The organism is Pseudomonas sp. NPDC098747, assembly GCF_044760045.1.
GTDB lineage: Bacteria > Pseudomonadota > Gammaproteobacteria > Pseudomonadales > Pseudomonadaceae > Aquipseudomonas.
Genome location: NZ_JBIWAL010000054.1, coordinates 17,130 through 34,994 on the forward strand (window position 1 = coordinate 17,130; position 17,865 = coordinate 34,994).

General features: G+C 59.4%; 18 protein-coding genes. 9 read left to right on the forward strand and 9 right to left on the reverse strand.

Features of this window, described 5'->3' with window-relative positions; all coding sequences use genetic code 11:
* The first annotated feature begins 109 nt into the window (after window positions 1–109).
* The 3 genes from arsC to ACIQVE_RS24140 are packed head-to-tail and all read left to right on the forward strand — an operon-like array spanning window position 110 to window position 1,483.
* Window positions 110–463 carry an arsenate reductase (glutaredoxin) gene (arsC, locus tag ACIQVE_RS24130; protein ID WP_402813129.1) on the forward strand — a complete coding sequence of 118 codons (354 nt, stop codon included), beginning with the start codon at window positions 110–112 and terminating at the stop codon, window positions 461–463.
* Entirely contained in the window at window positions 460–1,056 is a 597-nt protein-coding gene (wrbA, locus tag ACIQVE_RS24135) for an NAD(P)H:quinone oxidoreductase (protein ID WP_402813132.1), read from the forward strand. Before arsC ends, wrbA begins: the two co-directional genes overlap by 4 nt.
* A 1-nt stretch (window position 1,057) precedes the next feature.
* The gene (locus ACIQVE_RS24140) at window positions 1,058–1,483 is read left to right on the forward strand and encodes a DUF2069 domain-containing protein (RefSeq protein WP_402813134.1); all 426 of its coding nucleotides are present in this window, start codon (window positions 1,058–1,060) and stop codon (window positions 1,481–1,483) included.
* Between the two features lie 114 nt (window positions 1,484–1,597).
* On the opposite strand, the gene ACIQVE_RS24145 is transcribed toward ACIQVE_RS24140, so the two are convergent.
* Window positions 1,598–2,272, reverse strand: a complete 675-nt coding sequence (locus ACIQVE_RS24145) for a DNA-3-methyladenine glycosylase I (protein ID WP_402813137.1) — start codon at window positions 2,270–2,272, stop codon at window positions 1,598–1,600.
* A gap of 150 nt (window positions 2,273–2,422) precedes the next feature.
* Window positions 2,423–3,247, reverse strand: a complete 825-nt coding sequence (ttcA, locus tag ACIQVE_RS24150) for a tRNA 2-thiocytidine(32) synthetase TtcA (protein ID WP_402813140.1) — start codon at window positions 3,245–3,247, stop codon at window positions 2,423–2,425.
* 492 nt (window positions 3,248–3,739) lie between these two features.
* Between ttcA and ACIQVE_RS24155 the strand changes: the two genes are divergently transcribed.
* A complete protein-coding gene (locus ACIQVE_RS24155) occupies window positions 3,740–4,342 on the forward strand; it encodes a Yip1 family protein (protein WP_042560502.1) in 603 nt (200 codons plus the stop codon).
* A gap of 148 nt (window positions 4,343–4,490) precedes the next feature.
* Window positions 4,491–4,985: a SprT family zinc-dependent metalloprotease gene (locus tag ACIQVE_RS24160; RefSeq protein ID WP_402813143.1), complete on the forward strand. Its 495-nt coding sequence runs from the start codon at window positions 4,491–4,493 to the stop codon at window positions 4,983–4,985.
* A gap of 120 nt (window positions 4,986–5,105) precedes the next feature.
* Here ACIQVE_RS24160 and ACIQVE_RS24165 read toward each other — a convergent pair whose 3' ends face one another.
* Complete coding sequence (locus ACIQVE_RS24165; RefSeq protein WP_402813146.1) at window positions 5,106–6,287, reverse strand: CaiB/BaiF CoA transferase family protein; 1,182 nt, start codon at window positions 6,285–6,287, stop codon at window positions 5,106–5,108.
* Window positions 6,288–6,548: 261 nt separating this feature from the next.
* Window positions 6,549–7,883, reverse strand: a complete 1,335-nt coding sequence (locus ACIQVE_RS24170; RefSeq protein WP_402813149.1) for a dicarboxylate/amino acid:cation symporter — start codon at window positions 7,881–7,883, stop codon at window positions 6,549–6,551.
* A 349-nt stretch (window positions 7,884–8,232) separates the two neighbouring features.
* Between ACIQVE_RS24170 and ACIQVE_RS24175 the strand changes: the two genes are divergently transcribed.
* Window positions 8,233–9,231 (forward strand): AraC family transcriptional regulator, encoded by a 999-nt coding sequence (locus ACIQVE_RS24175; protein WP_402813152.1) that lies wholly within the window; start codon window positions 8,233–8,235, stop codon window positions 9,229–9,231.
* A gap of 580 nt (window positions 9,232–9,811) precedes the next feature.
* Here the strand turns inward: ACIQVE_RS24175 and ACIQVE_RS24180 are convergent.
* From ACIQVE_RS24180 to ACIQVE_RS24190, 3 genes are all read right to left on the reverse strand, one after another.
* Window positions 9,812–11,158: an ATP-binding protein gene (locus ACIQVE_RS24180; protein ID WP_402813155.1), complete on the reverse strand. Its 1,347-nt coding sequence runs from the start codon at window positions 11,156–11,158 to the stop codon at window positions 9,812–9,814.
* Window positions 11,155–11,832 (reverse strand): response regulator, encoded by a 678-nt coding sequence (locus tag ACIQVE_RS24185; protein ID WP_402813158.1) that lies wholly within the window; start codon window positions 11,830–11,832, stop codon window positions 11,155–11,157. Before ACIQVE_RS24185 ends, ACIQVE_RS24180 begins: the two co-directional genes overlap by 4 nt.
* A gap of 152 nt (window positions 11,833–11,984) precedes the next feature.
* Complete coding sequence (locus ACIQVE_RS24190) at window positions 11,985–12,590, reverse strand: membrane protein (protein WP_042560511.1); 606 nt, start codon at window positions 12,588–12,590, stop codon at window positions 11,985–11,987.
* Between the two features lie 142 nt (window positions 12,591–12,732).
* Between ACIQVE_RS24190 and ACIQVE_RS24195 the strand changes: the two genes are divergently transcribed.
* Both ACIQVE_RS24195 and ACIQVE_RS24200 read left to right on the forward strand, forming a co-directional pair.
* Entirely contained in the window at window positions 12,733–13,524 is a 792-nt protein-coding gene (locus ACIQVE_RS24195; protein ID WP_402813161.1) for a dienelactone hydrolase family protein, read from the forward strand.
* 149 nt (window positions 13,525–13,673) lie between these two features.
* Entirely contained in the window at window positions 13,674–14,399 is a 726-nt protein-coding gene (locus ACIQVE_RS24200) for a 4'-phosphopantetheinyl transferase (protein WP_402813164.1), read from the forward strand.
* A gap of 118 nt (window positions 14,400–14,517) precedes the next feature.
* Here ACIQVE_RS24200 and ACIQVE_RS24205 read toward each other — a convergent pair whose 3' ends face one another.
* Window positions 14,518–16,128 (reverse strand): ATP-binding protein, encoded by a 1,611-nt coding sequence (locus ACIQVE_RS24205; protein ID WP_402813167.1) that lies wholly within the window; start codon window positions 16,126–16,128, stop codon window positions 14,518–14,520.
* A complete protein-coding gene (locus ACIQVE_RS24210; protein WP_402813170.1) occupies window positions 16,125–16,847 on the reverse strand; it encodes a response regulator in 723 nt (240 codons plus the stop codon). The genes ACIQVE_RS24205 and ACIQVE_RS24210 overlap by 4 nt, the downstream gene beginning before the upstream one ends.
* Before the next feature lie 855 nt (window positions 16,848–17,702).
* On the opposite strand from ACIQVE_RS24210, the gene ACIQVE_RS24215 reads away from it, so the two are divergent.
* On the forward strand, window positions 17,703–17,865 hold a 163-nt coding region (locus ACIQVE_RS24215; protein ID WP_402813181.1), incomplete at its 3' end, for a hypothetical protein.

The following is a 17,865-nucleotide window of genomic DNA, read 5'->3' on the forward strand; positions in this document are numbered from 1 at the left end:
TGTTCCTTGTGAAAATATGAATACGCCTGCGACCCATCGCCTCTGAAGGTTCTGGATTGCGCGTTGCACAGTTAGAATAGCCGCCACTTTACGCCAGAAGCGACCCGCCATGACCGATCTGACGCTTTATCACAATCCGCGCTGCTCGAAATCCCGTGGTGCGCTGGAGCTTCTTGAAGCTCGCGGCCTGACGCCAAACGTCGTGCGCTACCTCGATACCCCGCTGGACGCCGCGCAAATCAAGGCCCTGCTCGGCAAGCTCGGCATCAGCGCGCGGCAATTGCTGCGTACCGGGGAAGATGAATACAAAATGCTTCAGCTCGCTGACGAAAGTCTCAGCGAAGCACAACTGATCGCCGCCATTGCCGAGCATCCAAAACTGATGGAGCGACCGATTCTCGAAGTCGGCGACAAAGCCGTCATCGGTCGCCCACCGGAAAATATTCTGGAGTTGCTGCCGTGAGCGCGCCGTACATTCTGGTGTTGTATTACAGCCGCAATGGCTCGACCAACGAGATGGCGCGGCAGATTGCCCGCGGTGTCGAGCAGGCCGGCCTCGAAGCGCGCCTGCGTACAGTGCCGGCGATCTCCACCGAGTGTGAAGCCGTATCGCCGGACATCCCGGACGAGGGCGCGCTCTACGCCACCCTCGACGACCTGAAAAACTGCGCAGGCCTGGCACTGGGCAGCCCGACGCGTTTCGGCAACATGGCCGCGCCGCTCAAGTACTTCCTCGATGGCACCAGCAACCTGTGGCTGACCGGCGCACTGGTCGGCAAACCGGCCGGCGTGTTCACCTCCACCGCCAGCCTGCACGGCGGTCAGGAAACCACCCTGTTGTCGATGATGCTACCGCTTTTGCACCACGGCATGCTGATCACCGGCCTGCCTTACAGCGAGTCGGCGCTGCTGGAAACCCAGGGTGGCGGTACGCCTTACGGTGCCAGTCATCACGCCGGGGCGGATGGTAAAAGCGGTCTTGATCAGCACGAAGTGGCGCTGTGTCGCGCCCTCGGTCTGCGCTTGGCCAAGACCGCGCAAAAACTGGAGGGCTGACGTGGCCAAGAAGCCGAAAATCCTGCCCTCGGTCGAGTGGCTGGAGCCGCGCGTGAAGGCGATGCGGATCATCAGCCTGCTGAGCTTTTTCGCCCTCGCCGGGCTGCTCACCGCCTACTACCTGATATTCGCCGACCTGCATGGCGCGCGGCCGTGGGTGATTCTGCTGGTCGAGCTGGTCCCGTGGCTGGTCCTCGCCCCGGCGATGATCATGGGCAGCGCCCGTGGGCATTCGTGGATGTGCTTTGTGGTGAATCTGTATTTCATCAAAGGCGCATTGGCGGCGTATGACCCGAACCGGCAGTGGTTTGGCGTGCTGGAGATGGCGGCGAGCCTGGCGGTGTTCTGCTCGGCGCTGCTGTATGTGCGGTGGCGGTATCAGTTGAATCGCAAACTGGCTGGCGAAGGGGAAATCTCCGTCGCCTGAGCTGACGCCATCGCTGGCAAGCCAGCTCCCACAGGTTTTTGTAGCGATCACACAATTGTGTTTCGATACAGATCCTGTGGGAGCTGGCTTGCCAGCGATTGGGGCGACGCGGTCTTAATGATTGACGGTGTAGGCAAGCATCATCGAAATCTGGCTCATCGCCCGCCCGCCACTCTGTTCATGCCACTGATTGAACGCGTCCTGCACAATCGCCAGATCGCGCAGACTGGTCGGCACTTTCTCGACAATCTTCTGTGCATTCAGCGCCGCCACCACGTCGTAGCTCGGGACAAACGTGTCCTTGCCGACCATGCGCAAAAACCGTGGCGCTGATAGCCCGCCCAATTGATGTCCACGCTTTTTCAGATACGTCCACAGACCGACAATGTCGGTCACCGGCCAGTCGGCGATCAACGCGCCGAAGCTGCCGCGTTCTTTTTCCTCATCGAGAATGAACTGCGCATTGCGCGGCACGCTCTTGAGCTTGCCCAAGTGGCGAATGATCCGCGCGTCCTGCATCAGACGCTCAAGGTGTTCGGCGCTCATCAGCACGACTTTTTCCGGGTCGAACTTGAAGAACACTTCTTCGAAAGCCGGCCACTTGGCATCTACCAGACTGTGCTTGAGCCCGGCGCGAAAAACGCGCAGAGCCATGGTCGAGAGGTAGCGGTCGTCGCTGATTTTGCGCAATTGTGCGGGGGTCTTGGGAACGGGCAGATGGGCTTCCAGTTCAGCCGCCGAACCGAAGCGGTTCAGACAGTATTCGTGCAGCCACTTGTAATCGCGCATGCCCTCTCCTGGGAACTGAAAATGAAATTTCACCTATGAACACACAACCCTGTGGGAGCGAGCTTGCTCGCGAAGGTGGCGCGTCATTCAGCACATATGTCGACTGAAACGACGCCTTCGCGAGCAAGCTCGCTCCCACAGTAATCGGGTTTACAGGTTTACGACATTGACGAAGCGCGAAGCCGCCGTCTCGTCGATCTTGAGATTGGTGAAGTCGAACAGGTTTCGGTCGGCCAGTTGCGACGGAATCACGTTTTGCAGACTGCGGAAAATCGATTCGGTGCGGCCCGGGGTCTTGCGATCCCATTCCTGAAGCATGTCCTTGACCACCTGGCGTTGCAGGTTTTCCTGCGAGCCGCAGAGGTTGCACGGGATGATCGGGAATTGCTTGAGGTCCGAGTAAGCCTGGATGTCTTTCTCGTTGCAGTAGGCCAGCGGCCGGATCACCACGTTGCGGCCGTCGTCGGCGCGCAGCTTCGGCGGCATCGCCTTGAGGCTACCGTTGAAGAACATGTTGAGGAAGAACGTCTCGACAATGTCGTCACGGTGATGACCGAGGGCCATTTTGGTCGCGCCGATTTCGTCAGCGAAGGTGTACAGCGTGCCGCGACGCAGGCGCGAGCACAGCGAGCAAGTGGTCTTGCCTTCGGGGATCAGCTCCTTCACCACCGAATAAGTGTCTTTCTCGACGATGTGGTACTCGACGCCCAGCGCTTTGAGGTAAGCCGGCAGCACGTGCTCAGGAAAACCCGGCTGCTTCTGGTCCATGTTCACGGCGACGATCTCGAACTTGATCGGCGCAACCTTCTGAAAGTGCATCAGCACGTCGAGCATGGTGTAGCTGTCCTTGCCCCCGGACAGGCAGACCATGACCTTGTCACCGTCTTCAATCATATTGAAATCAGCGACCGCTTCGCCCGCCAGACGGCGCAGACGCTTTTGCAGTTTGTTCTGGTTGACCGTAAGAGTGCCCATGACGCGGAATCCGTGAGGTGTGACGAAAGGCCGGCATTTTACGCAAAAAACACCGTGAGGGCGAAGGGTCGGGGGTCTGCCCTTCTTGCTCAGTAGATGTGGGGTGAATGAATCCCTGTGGCGAGGGGATTTATCCCCGCTGGGCTGCGCAGCGGCCCCAAAACCTGAACATCGGGTTTGCCTGACGCACCGTGGTGAATCTTGGCGACTGCTTCGCAGCCGATCGGGGCGGTGCGACGTTTCGCTAAATCCCCTCGCCACAGGAATCCCCTCGCCACAGGGGAGGCATGTCCATATTGGGCAAGACCTCAAGGCGATTAAGCCCCGTGTTTACAGCGCAATTTGCTCTAAGCCCCTAGTGCCGGTGCGGTTAAGACCTTTCTATACTGCGACATAAGGTCGCACACATCTGAAGACCTGTATTTGCTCGGCCACCTTGGCCCGTAGGCGCTCCGTTGGGGGGCGATGGCAATAACAAGAGGAGTGAATGGCATGATCCATCACGTAGTGGGACTTTTTACCCACCCCGATCAGGAATGGAAGGAAATCCGTGGCGACCAAGAGGAAAGCATCAGCCACATGTACCTGACGCACACACTGATTCTGGCGGCAATCCCCGCTGTCTCGGCGTTTATCGGCACCACCCAGGTTGGCTGGGTCATTGGTAATCGCGCACCGGTCATGCTCACTGTCGAAAGTGCGGCGTGGATGACGGTCATGTCGTACCTGGCGATGCTCGGCGGGGTCGCGGTCATGGGTGCCTTTGTGCACTGGATGGCCCGCACTTATGACGCCAACCCGAGCCTGGCCCGTTGCGTGGCGTTTGCCACCTACACCGCAACACCGCTGTTTGTCGGCGGGCTGGCGGCGCTGTATCCGCATATGTGGCTAGGCATGATCGTCGGCACGGCGGCCATCTGCTACACGGTGTATCTGTTGTACGTGGGGCTACCGACGTTCATGAATATTCCGTCGGATGAAGGCTTTCTGTTTTCCAGCTCGGTGCTGGCGGTGGGTCTGGTGGTGCTGGTGGCCATCATGGCGTTCACCGTGATTGTCTGGGGACTGGGCGTGGGGCCCGTCTATACCAACTGACGCAATGACTCCCCGAGAAAAACAAGATCTGCCAACACAGGCCGCCGCAAGGCGGCCTTCTCATTTGGATGATGACCATTCGGCGGTTCGGCGATTCGCAAGTTCTAAGGGTTGCGGCATACTTGACGCTTCTGGAGATCGTTCAAGCATGCTCGAGCAACTCAATACTCGCGTCGAAGACTGTTACCAACTCGCTGAATCCTTTTTCAAACGTCATTTCCAACGCCCTGTGGTGAGCCTCAAGCTGCGCGGGCAAAAAGCCGGGGTCGCGCATCTGCACGAGAACCTGCTGCGCTTCAACCCGCAGCTCTACCGGGAAAACGCCGAACACTTCCTCAAGCAAACCGTAGCCCACGAAGTTGCGCACCTGATCGCCCATCAACTGTTCGGCGACCGCATCCAGCCCCACGGCGAGGAGTGGCAACTGATCATGCGCGGCGTTTACGAACTGCCGCCGGATCGCTGCCACACGTATGCAATCAAACGTCGCAGCGTGACCCGCTACATCTACAAATGCCCGTGTGCGGAAAGCGATTTCCCGTTTTCGGCGCAGCGCCATAGTCTGGTGCGGCAAGGCCGGCGGTATCTGTGCCGCCGGTGCAGGAACACCTTGGTGTTCAGTGGTGAGATGCGGGTGGAATAGTCAGAGTTTGTGGTACCTGCATTGGCCCCTTCGCGAGCAAGCTCGCTCCCACAATGGATCTGTTGCGCTCACAAATCCCCTGTGGGAGCGAGCTTGCTCGCGAAGAGGCCGGTGCAGCCGCTAGAGAATTACCCTTGCTCGCCGCAGATCAGCAATCCGCTCAGCACTGACCCCCAACTCCCCCAACACCTGATCCGTGTGCTGCCCCACCCCCGCCCCGACATGTCGTGGCGCCGGCAACCCTTGGGAAAACTTCAGCGGACAGGCCATCTGCGCCTGCGTCGAACCATCCCCTCGCGGCACTTGCGTCACCAGCTCCCGCGCCTGCAATTGCGGATGCTTGGCGGCCTCGCTCAGACTCAACACCGGCTCGACACACGCATCGATCCCGGCAAACATCGCGCAGAGTTCGGCAAAGTCATGCTTTTCAAACTCGACCTTCAATGCCTCCTTCAGCGCCCGCTGCTGCTCGGGCTTGGGCGACAAGCCCTGCGCCGCCAATTCCGGCCGCCCGAGTGCCGCGCACAATGGCTGCATGAACGCCGGCTCCAGACTGCCCACTGACATCCAGCGACCATCCCGTGAACGGTAGTAATCATAAAAACTGCCACCGTTGAGCATCTGGTCTTCCCAACCCGGCTCCGCACCACAGGCGAGGAAACCGGCACCGGCCATGGCATTCAGGCTGAACGCGCAGTCGGTCATGCTCACGTCCAGATGCGTGCCCTGCCCGGTTTGCTGACGGGCGATCACCGCGGCGAGCAGACCAATCACCCCATGCAGCGAACCACCAGCAATATCCGCAACCTGCATGCCCAACGGCAACGGCCCGCTGTCGGCGCGGCCGGTGTAACTGGCAAGCCCGGCCAGCGCCAGGTAGTTGATGTCATGCCCGGCGCGATCCTTGTACGGCCCGGTCTGGCCGTAACCGGTGATCGACACATAGATCAGCTTCGGGTTAATCGCCTTCAGAGCCTCATAACCCAGGCCCAGACGCTCCATTACACCGGGGCGAAACTGCTCGAGGACGATGTCGTAATCGGCCAGCAACTGCTTGACCAACTCCAGCGCTTCGGGCTGTTTCAGATCCAGCGCGAGGCTGCGCTTGTTGCGGTTCAGATAAGCGTGACTGGCCGACATCCCCTGATCATGCGGCGGCAAGACTCGCAGCAGATCCATGCGCGTCGGCGATTCGATGCGCAACACCTCGGCGCCCATATCCGCCAGCAACAGCGAGGCAAACGGCCCCGGCAGCAGGGTCGAGAAATCGAGAATCTTCAATGAGGCCAGCGGTGCGGACATGAGCGAACTCCTTGGACGATGCCCTCAGCCTAGGCAGCGATGGCCGGTACAGCAATCACCGTAAGTGTCACCCGCCGTGACCGTTACGCTCAAATCGCAGGCATGAAAAAACCCCTGTGGCGAGGGATTTCATCCCCGATGGGTCGCAAAGCGGCCCCCTTCTACAGCCTAAAGAAGGGGACTGCTGCGCACTCCATCGGGGATAAATCCCCTCACCACAAGGGCTCTTACACTCCAGCATTACACTGAAGCAGGTTCAGCTTACTTCACATTGCTCGGGGTTGGGCCTTCAGCCACACCCAGGTCGTCTTCTTCACGCTCGTCTGAGATACCGCGACCACCCGAGGCCAGCTCGGCTTGCAGCACGTCGGTGTCCAGCTCCTTGACCCACTTGGCGACAACGATGGTCGCTACAGCGTTACCAACCAGGTTGGTCAGTGCGCGGGCTTCGGACATGAAGCGGTCGATACCCAGGATCAGCGCCAGACCAGCCACCGGCAGGTGACCTACCGCCGACAGGGTGGCGGCCAGCACGATGAAGCCCGAACCGGTCACACCGGCAGCACCTTTGGAGGACAACAGCAGCACCAGCAACAGAGTGATCTGGTGGGAGATGTCCATGTGGGTGTCGGTCGCCTGAGCAATGAACACCGCGGCCATGGTCAGGTAGATCGAAGTACCGTCGAGGTTGAACGAGTAGCCGGTCGGGATCACCAGACCCACTACCGATTTCTTCGCACCCAGACGCTCCATCTTGATCAGCATGCGCGGCAGCGCCGATTCAGAGGACGAAGTGCCCAACACGATCAGCAGCTCTTCACGAATGTAGCGAATCAGTTTCAGCACACTGAAACCGTGCGCGCGGCAGATCGCACCCAGCACCACCACCACGAACAGCACGCAGGTGATATAGAAGCAGATCATCAACTGGCCCAGTTGCACCAGCGAGCCGACACCGTACGCACCGATGGTGAAAGCCATGGCACCGAACGCACCGAGTGGCGCCAGTTTCATGATCATGTTGATGATATTGAACATCACGTGGGCGAAGCGATCAATCATGTCCAGCAGCGGACGACCGTACGAACCCAGGCGATGCAGGGCGTAGCCGAAGATCACCGAGAACATCAATACTTGCAGGATATCGCCAGTGGCAAACGCGCCGACGATGGTGTTCGGGATCACGTTGAGCAAGAAGCCGACGATGCTCTGGTCTTTACTCGCCGTCACGTAGGTGGCGATTTTCGAAGCATCCAGAGTGGTCACGTCGATGTGCATGCCAGCGCCAGGCTGCACGACGTTGACTACGATCAGACCGATCAGCAGGGCGAGAGTGGATACGACTTCAAAATACAGCAGCGCGTAGCCGCCGGTCTTGCCCACCGATTTCATGTTCTGCATGCCAGCGATGCCGCTGACAACAGTACAGAAGATGATTGGCGCGATGACCATTTTGATCAGTTTGATGAACCCGTCACCCAGCGGCTTGAGGGCCACCCCGGTCTGCGGATAGAAGTGACCGAGCAGAATGCCGATAGCGATGGCAACGATCACCTGGAAATACAGGGATTTGTAAATTGGCTGACGAGTCGTCATTGCACGTTTCCTCAAGCGTCCCGCGTGGCAACATCCATCTGTTGTCGGCGAAACCTGAATTGCGAACCCTCCTGCACTGGAGGGATTTGTTGTTGGAACGGCGCTTTGCGCAAAGGCTCAACGCACGCTTCTGTCACTTGTATCGCAAACGTCGTGCCACTTTGGTGCATATGGCTACAAGCCTTTTGATATCGGGCATAACAGATTTATTTGGCCACTGGATGAGTCACCCGGTGTGGCGGATATCCGCCAACTCGCCGGCTCTCGTCCTACAATTTGGCGGAAATCCGCCTTGTTGCCCCTGCCACCCCCGGCTACCATCCGGCGCCTGAGGAAGGATCTGCCGCTTATGCGCGAACGCACCATTGCCAGTCATTTCGCCCGTGCCGCCCTCGGTGGCGCACGCCGCCAGGGGTTCGATTACTCGGACCTGCTGTTGCAACTGGGTATCAGCCCCGAACTGCTCGACGAGCCCCGAGCGCGCATCGCCCCGGAACAGTTCACCCGCTTGATCCAGGGTCTGTGGCTGGCGCTGGACGACGAATACCTGGGGTTCGGCAAGGCGCCGAGCAAACCCGGCAGCTTCGCGATGATGTGCCACGCCTCGATCCACTGCCGCAATCTGGAGAAGGCTCTGCAACGCGGCTTAATGTTTTATGGCCTGTTCCCCGAAGCCCCGCGCCTGAACCTCGTGCGCGAAGACGAATGGGTGCGCCTGAGCCTCGACGACTCGCAATTGTGGGACCCGGATCACTTCCTCAGCGAAAGCCTGCTGGTGATCTGGCATCGTCTCGGCAGTTGGCTGATCGGCCAGCGAATCCGCCTGGAGCAAGCGACCTTCAGTTATGCGAAACCTGCGCACGGCGCTGAATACGACCTGCTGTTCCCCTGCCCTCTGGTGTTTTCAGCAGATCGAAGCAGCCTGCTGTTCCACAGTCGCTACCTGCACATGCCGTTGTTGCAGGACGAACGCACCCTCAAACACTTCCTCGAACGCTCCCCCGCGGACCTGCTGTCACGCCCCGACGATGGCGACAGCCTGAGCAGCCGCCTGCGCAGCCTGCTCAGCCGCGACAGCGCACGCTGGCCAGACCTCGACGCCGTGGCCGCGCACCTGCACATCAGCCCGCAGACCCTGCGCCGACATTTGCGTGAGGAAGGCACCAGTTTTCAAGAGTTGAAAGATCAGCTGCGGCGGGATATCGCCATCTACCATTTGGGCCGCGCGGATCTGTCGTTGCAACAGATCGCTGAACAGCTGGGTTTTTCCGAGCCATCGGCGTTTCATCGGGCGTTCAAGAAATGGACGGGGCTAACGCCGGGGGCTTATCGGGCGCAGGAGCAGTGAGGCCATAACGTCAAAAGCCCCTCACCCTAACCCTCTCCCGGAGGGAGAGGGGACTGACCGTGGTGCTTGGGAGAGATATGCCGACGTCGGATACCGAGTCGAACTCAAGTTCTGAAAAACGAACGATCAGGATCAAAAGATCGCAGCCTCCGGCAGCTCCAGTTGGACCGAGTTCACGTTAGAGGCTGGTCGGCTGTCAGGCTGGCTCCCACAGTTTTAACTTACCCGCGAAGCACGTGGCGCAGCCACCCCACTCAACACAATGAGCGTTAGCTCAAGTGCAGCTCTTGATCTTGATCTGGAAGGCCCGTCGGCAGGCTTTGTTCCGGGGTTCATCCGGGGAGGACATCGAGAGGAGGTGCAGCGAAGCAAACCGGAGGCGATGCCCCGGTTGAGCCCCGGAACGAAGGAACCCCGAGCCCCAGCGAGCGGGCCGGACGTCAGGGCAAAGCCTTTTGGGTTACCTTTTCGGCGTCTGGAAAAGGTGACTCGCCGTAAGGGCGAAACCCTAAGCAGCCATAACCGCAGCAATGGATATACACCCCAACCCCAAAACCAAAACCAAAACCCCGGTCAAAACTCAAACCGCAGGAAAGTGAATCCTGAACGCCGCCCCGCCCATCGGCGAATCGCCCAGCGCGAGTTTGGCGTTATAGCTCTCAATAATATCCTTCACCACCGCCAACCCAATCCCCTGCCCCGGATGTTGCCGATCCAGCCGCTCACCACGTTCAAGAATCCGCGCCCGCTGATCCGGCGGCACACCCGGCCCATCATCCTCAACACACAACTCAACCCCAGTCAGGCTCTCACGCACACTGATACGCACCTCACTCAGGCACAACCGATAAGCGTTCTCCAGCAAATTACCCATCATCTCCAGCAGAGCGCCCTGCTCAATCGGCACATAACAATGCTCGGGCAAATCAAACGCCACCCGCACATGCTTGTCGCGATACACCTTATCCAGCGTATCGCACAGACTTTGCAGCACCGGACGCAACCGCACCTGATGCCGCACCAGCCCACTTTTACGCAAACTCGCCCGCTGCAATTGATAGCTGATCTGCTGACTCATACGCTCAATCTGACTTTGCAGAACCCAAGCCTGATCAACGTCTTTGGGCCGCTGAGCCATGTCCTCACTGACCCCTTGCAACACCGCCAACGGCGTTTTCAGGCTGTGCGCCAAATCGTCGAGCGAGTCGCGATAACGGCTGCGCTGCTGACGCTCGCTCAGCAGCAAACGGTTGAGCGAACCCGTCAGGCGCAGCAGTTCGCGCGGGTGTTGCTCGGTGAGACTTTCGCGGGATCCGGTTTCAATTTCGTCGAGTTCCTGACTGAGTTGACGCAAGGCTTTCAGGCCCCACGTCAGGCCGATCCACAACAGAGCCAGCAGCACCAGCAACGCTGCGCCGAAGCCCAGATAGAGATTTTCGCGCAGGCCTTCGAGGGTGGTTTCGTACTCGCGCACCGGTTGCAGCGCGACGATGCTGAACGCCGCACTTTTGCCGCCGAGCAGTTTGACTTCAACGTCGTAAACGAAGAATTCCTGACCATTGGCCTCGCGAATCCGCGCGAACTCATTGCCGAGTCCGTCGTAACGCGGCTTGTAGTTGATCTGCTCTTCCTGGGTGGCTTTGGAACGCCAGACCAGATGCCCTTCACGGTCGTAGATGTAGCCGAGCAGTCGGAAGTCGGTGAGGTTGAAACGCTCATCGGGCAACTGCGACGGCATCATCAGGCGCCCGTTTTCAATGCGCGCGGCGGAAATCAGCGTGGTCACGTCAGAAGCCAGACGCTGCTCGATCGAATCCTGCAAGGCAAGGCTGAACGCGCCTTGCATCGCTGGCAGCAAGGCGAGCATGAACAACACCGCCAACGTGGTGGCGGCGAGCATCAGCCGAACGCGAAGCGAACGAATCAAGTGCAGCGCTCATTGAACAGGTAACCGAGGCCACGCACCGTGTCGATCGGCTTGAACCCGCCCGGGCCTTCGAGTTTGCGGCGCAAGCGGCCGACCAGCACTTCGATCACGTTTGGATCGCGCTCGCCATCGTCCGGATAGAGCTGCTCCATCAAGCGATCCTTGGGCACCACTTGCTGGTGATGGCGCATCAGGTATTCGAGGATGCGATATTCGTAGGCGGTCAGCGCCAGCGGTTGCTCATCGAGGGACGCTTGTTTGCGATTGAGATCGAGCAACAGCGGGCCGGCAACAATGGTCGATTGGGTGAAGCCGCTGGAACGGCGCAGCAAGGCATTCAGGCGCGCGTCGAGTTCCTCGAACTGGAACGGTTTGACCACGTAATCATCAGCACCGGCGGCGAGGCCTTCGACCTTGTCCTGCCAGTTGCCGCGTGCGGTAAGAATCAGGATAGGGAAGGTCTTGCCGCTTGAACGCAACTGACGAATCAGGTCGAGACCACCCATGCCCGGCAGACCAAGATCGATCACCGCCAAGTCAAAGTTGTACTGTCCGGTCTGGTACAGCGCTTCTTCGGCATTGGCCACGGACTCGACCACGTGGCCGCTCTCCGTCAGGCGGGTTTGCAGGTGATGGCGCAACAGCGCTTCATCTTCGACGACCAATAGTTTCATGACCTTCTCCCAAAAAACTTGAAATCTCCAATCAACCACCTGTGGGAGCGAGCTTGCTCACGAAGGCGGTTATTCAGTCAACGCAGATGTTGAATGAAACATCGCTTTCGCGAGCAAGCTCGCTCCCACAGTGTTCTACAGCGAATCACTCTTTAGAAAAAGTAGTTGGCCGACAAGTACGTCTGCGCGCTGCTGGTCAGGTCCAGCGAGCCTTGCTTGCTGCCACCGCGTTCGCTCATCTCGGTGCTGGCGTTGCTGCGCAGGTAACGGTAACCGAGTTCTACCGAGGTGTTTTGCGAAACTTGCTGCATCACACCGAACTGGCCGCCGACCGCGTAACCGATGTCGCTGTCACGGCTAAAGCCTGGGGATTCCTGAGTCAACTTGGTCAGACCCGCCGTCGCACCGCCGAACAGTTTGGTGCTGCTGCCCACCGGGTAGAACAGATCGTAGCTGCCCAGCAGGTTTTCCTGACGCAGTTTAATGCCATTGTGCGAACCGGACACGTTGTCGTAGGTGGCGTAGTAGCGACCTTGCGAGTTTTGCTGACCGAGGCGTACGCCGTAGGTGTTATTGCCGTCGATCGCGCCGGTAGCGTTCGGGTGATCGAGGTTGTCATTCAGTGCGTGGGACTTTTTGATCTTGTCGCTGGTCTGGCCGAAAGTCAGGCCAGCGAAGTTGGAAGTGGTGTCGGCATGGGCCGCGATACTGGCGCTCATTACGGTAAATGCCAGCAGCAGTTTGTTTAAACGAGTCATGGTATTTCCTCTTTCACAGTGCTGTTTGGGTATGACGCAAGGTTACTGACCCTCCCCTGTACCGCCCCTGAACGCTCTCTGAACCTGACCTGAACCAAATCGTCTAGGCTGTCCTGACCACTTTTCGATAAGGAGACCGACCATGCGCCTGTTCCTCGCCCTCACCTTGCTGGCCATCAGCAGCCTCACCCAGGCTGCGATCAAGACTGAAGAAATCCCCTACCAGAGCGCCGACGGCACAAAGCTGATCGGCTACTACGCCTACGACGACGCCATCAAAGGCAAGCGCCCGGGGATTGTCGTGGTGCATGAGTGGTGGGGCCTGAACGATTACGCCAAGCGCCGCGCGCGGGATCTGGCCGAACTCGGTTACAGCGCGCTGGCGATCGATATGTACGGCGAAGGCAAAAATACCGAGCACCCGAAAGATGCGATGGCGTTCTTGCAGGCAGCGACTGCGGACGCCGCGGCCGCCAGCAAGCGTTTTGAGGCCGGGCTGGATTTGCTGAAGAAACAGCCGCAGACCGACGCGAACAAACTCGCGGCCATCGGTTACTGCTTCGGCGGTGCCGTAGTGTTGAACGCGGCGCGTCAGGGTGTGCCGCTGGCGGGCGTGGTGAGTTTCCACGGCGCACTGGCAACCAAAACACCGGCCACGCCTGGCAGTGTGAAAGCGAAGGTTCTGGTGGAGCATGGGGCGCTCGACAGCATGGTCACAGCGGACAACGTCACCGCGTTCAAAGCGGAAATGGACAAAGCTGGCGCTGACTATAAGTTTGTCAGTCTGGATGGCGCCAAACATGGCTTCACCAACCCCGATGCTGATCGTTTGAGTCATGGCGAGCACGGGGGGCCGGATATTGGCTACAACAAGGCAGCCGATGAGAAGTCCTGGGCGGACATGCAGGCGTTCTTGAAAAAAGTCTTTGGCTGATCAGAGAGACAGCGGCGCGGCCTTCGCGAGCAGGCTCGCTCCCACAGAGAGTTTGTGATCGACGCAGATTCAATGTGGGAGCGAGCTTGCTCGCGAAAGCCGCACCACCGATCTCGACCTTGTCCCGACTAACCGGCAAAATGCCCACCATGAAGCCAACCCCAGCCCTCCCCGCCTGCTGCACCCCGCTCGATGCTCACTGGCCGTTGCCGACGGTGTTGGCCGACACGGTGCTGCTCAGCACGCATTTCGATCCGTCACAACTGCTTTGCGATGACTTCCAGCGCAGCGCCATCGAGCCGCCGCCGAGTATTCAGCGTTCGGTGGCCAAACGGCAGGCGGAGTTTCTTGCCGGGCGAATCTGTGCACGCGCAGCATTACAGCAGTTGGAAGGCAGCGGCGTGGTTCCGCCAATTGGCGAAGATCGTGCACCGGTGTGGTCGGCGCACATCTGCGGCTCGATCACCCACAGCACCGGCCGCGCGGCGGCGATTGTCGCCAACAAGCAGCATTGGCGCGGTTTGGGCATGGACCTGGAAAACCTGCTCAACAGCGAACGCGCCGAGCGCCTGGCCGGAGAGATTCTGACCGCACCGGAAATGCAGCGCATGGCTGCAGCATCGCCGGATCAATTGGCCCTATGGGTGACACTGACGTTTTCGGTGAAAGAAAGCTTGTTCAAGGCGCTCTACCCGATCGTGCAGAAGCGCTTTTACTTCGAGCACGCCGAGGTGCTGGAGTGGACTGAAGCGGGATCGGTCCGGTTGCGACTGTTGACCGATCTGTCGAGTGAGTGGCGTAACGGCACCGAGCTAGATGCGCAGTTTGGCGTGCAGGATGGGCAGTTGTTGAGTCTGGTCAGCATTCCCACCTGAAGGATTTTCGGTGCCTGATCTGCCCTCTTCGCGAGCAAGCTCGCTCCCACATTTTGGAATGCGTTTTCCTGTGGGAGCGAGCTTGCTCGCGAAAGCTATATTCCAGCCACAACAGACTTCAGCGGCGCTCCTGATGCCTCGGCCAACTCAGGCTAAAGCAAGCCCCACCCAGACTCTTGCTCTTGCCAATGATCGCCCGGCCGTCATGCCAATGGATGATCCGCCGCACAATCGACAACCCCAAACCATGCCCGCCCGACGCCCGCGTACGACTGTCATCCAGCCGTAGAAACGGCGTGAAGATCCGCTCCCACGCCACCTCCGGCACACCCGGCCCGTCATCTTCGACGTCGACCCGACAACGCAATTGCCCGACCTGATAGCTCACCGTGACCTTGGAGTGCGCGTGGCGCATCGCATTACCCACCAGGTTCTGCAACGCTCGATGCAGATAACGTGGCTCGGCCTCGACCCAAGCATCGTCGTTGTCGGCAGCCGACAGGCACAACCCACGCTGCACTGTGACCTCGGCGCGCAACGGCGCCAGCTCTTCGATCACCTGATTGACCAGTGCGTCGAGGTCGATACGCTGAAACGTCAGCGCTGGCGAACCCTGCTCCAGCCGCGCGTAAGTGAGCATTTCGTCGACCAGCTTATCGAGGTCCTCGATGTCGTGATCCATGCCTTCACGGTACTTTTCCAGTGCTTGCGGGGTGGTCGCCGAGCCGATCATCTCCAGGCCGAAACGCAGGCGCGCTACCGGCGTGCGCAATTCGTGGGACACCGCTCGCACCAGTTCGCGCTGGATCGCCAGCAACTGCTGCAAGTGCTCGGCCATGCCATTAAACGCCGATGCCAAGCGCCCGACCGAGTCGGCACCGCGTGCCGGCACGCGGGTTTCCAGGCTGCCCTTGGCGATGCGCGTGGCCGCGGCTTCGAGGCCGCGCAAACGCCGCTCCAACTGACGCACCAATAGATAAACGATGAGGCCGATCAAACTCAGACCGAGCGCGGCGATCAGCACCAGCCACTCCGGCGGGTACGGATTCATCTGATACAACGGACCGATTTCCAGCACCCACGGCGTGCCGACCATACCGGCAAAGACCCGGATCGAATCGCCGCCCTTGCCCAACGCCATCACCGTGTCGCCCTCGGCCACGCGCCGGCTCTGGTCTTCGTCCATGTCGGCGTCATTGACCGTGACCAGCCGCAGGTCAAAACCAAAACCATTGTCTTTCTTTATCTGTGCCAGCCGTTTCGGTTGCTCGGCCACTGGCACGCGCACCAGTTCATCGGCCAGCAGGTAAATCGTCGCCCGGGCCAGTTGCTCGCTTATCTGCTGCACCTCGCCGGTGAGGACGAGTTGCTCCTTGTCGCTGACCAGTCGATAGACCTTCGCCGCGTGCGGCCCGGTCTGCTCGACCAGCACTTGCCCTCGCAGTACACGGGTGCGCTGAGCCAGGTCGAGATCGGTCTCGGAAAATTTCTTCACGGCCAGCGGAATCCCCAGCAGCCGCTCCCACACCAGCAGCGCACGATGGCGCTCGGTTTCGTTCATCGGTTGCAGGTTGTCGGCCATCAGCGAGAAGGTGCCGTGGGCCAGCCGCTCGCGATATTGCTCGCTGCGCACCTGATTGAGCAGGTTCAGCGCCAGCACACCGAGCACCGCCACCAGAATCAGCGCTGCGCACATGCCGCCGTAGATGCGCAGGAAGATCGAGTTCACAGCGGCAGGTCTACGCAAGCTTCAGGGACAAACAGATAGCCTTTGCTGCGGATGGTCTTGATCAGGCGCGGATGATCGGGGTCATCACCGATTTTCGGGCGGATGCGCGAGATACGCACATCGATCGAACGGTCCTGGCCGTCGTAACCGATGCCACGCAGCGCCGTGAAGATTTCCTCCCGCGACAGGATGCGCCCGGCGTTGGACACCAGCAGCCAGAGCAGGTCGAATTCGGCGCTGGTCAGCTCGATGCCGTTATCGCTCAGCCAAGCTTCGCGCAAGGCGTTGTCCACCACCAGCGGACCGAATTGCAGGCGACGGCTTTTTTCCGCGCTCGGCTCGGGTGAGTCACTGCGTCGCAGCAATGCCTGAATCCGTGCCAGCAACAATCGCGGACGCACCGGTTTGCACACGTAATCGTCGGCGCCGAGGTCGAGCCCCTGAATCTGGTCGGCATCGTCAGTACGTGCGGTCAGCATCAGGATCGGCCCGTCATAACGGTCACGCACCTTGCGGCAGATCGTCAGACCGTCTTCACCGGGGAGCATCAGATCGAGGATCACCAGATCCGGCTGCTCGGTGATGATCCGCGCCGCCGCCAGTGCGCCATTGCCTTCGATTTCCACGCGCAGTCCATTGGCTTGCAGGTAGTCCCGAGTGAGTTCGGCCAGACGTTGATCATCCTCGACTATCAATATCTGAAAGGCTTGTTGCTCCACCGGTGACCTCTGCTTGCTGTTTTTATTAATAGAAGGAAATGACTGGGACAACACTATCCCTGTGGGAGCGAGCTTGCTCGCGAAAGCGGCGGGTCAGTCGACAGTAATGTTGGCCTCACCGACGTCTTCGCGAGCAAGCTCGCTCCCACAAGTTTCTGAATCCTCCCGTTCATTTGTCATGTTTGGGGAGGATAAGAATGCCTGCGCATGGCCGATTGTATAAACGGCGTACAGCCAGAACACAAGTCGGTAAATGCGTTCGGACAAGGCCAGATTTTATGATAGGGTTCGCGCCCTTAAAAAACCGCTGAAGCGATTTTGTCGGCGGAAAAACAGTGACAAACGGTCTAGCTCAGCAGGTTCGCGGCCTACACGGGAATTCCTTGTTTCGCACACAATTTACGCACAGGGTTATCCACAGGCTGTCCGTTGCAATCACCCCCCAAAACGCATTATCTTGTAGCCCGCGCTCAAAAAAACCCTACATGTAGGGTTTGACGCAAAAAACCCAACACAAACCGGACAGTGAATTCAAGGCTTTTATTGGCCATTGTCGGGTTGAACCAAACGTATTTTTACAAGCCCAAACCGCGCCTGCGGATGGCTACCGTTTTTCAGTCGATCACGGCGTAAACGGTACGGGTGTTGCAGTGGCGAAACTGCTCCCCGAATGGAATGCGGTTTCTCGCGTACGGCGCGAACCGAAGACTTCGGCATGGAAGCGGCGCCCACAAGGCCCCTTCCTGAACTGTCCCGAAGTCGTTATGCCCGGCGCGTGCCGGTTGTAGTGCTTCAGGACGGAACGGTGGGCACCGTGATGGTGCCCAAACAAACATAGAGAACGTGGAGACACCCATGCAAACCGACACAACTCGCGAGAACCCGCAGGGCACCTTGCCGCAGGCCGCTGATTCGACTTCGGATCTGGCAGCCACCGCGCCTGGACAACTGAGCGTGATCAAGCGTAATGGCACTGTCGTTCCTTACACCGATGACAATATCACAGTCGCTATCACCA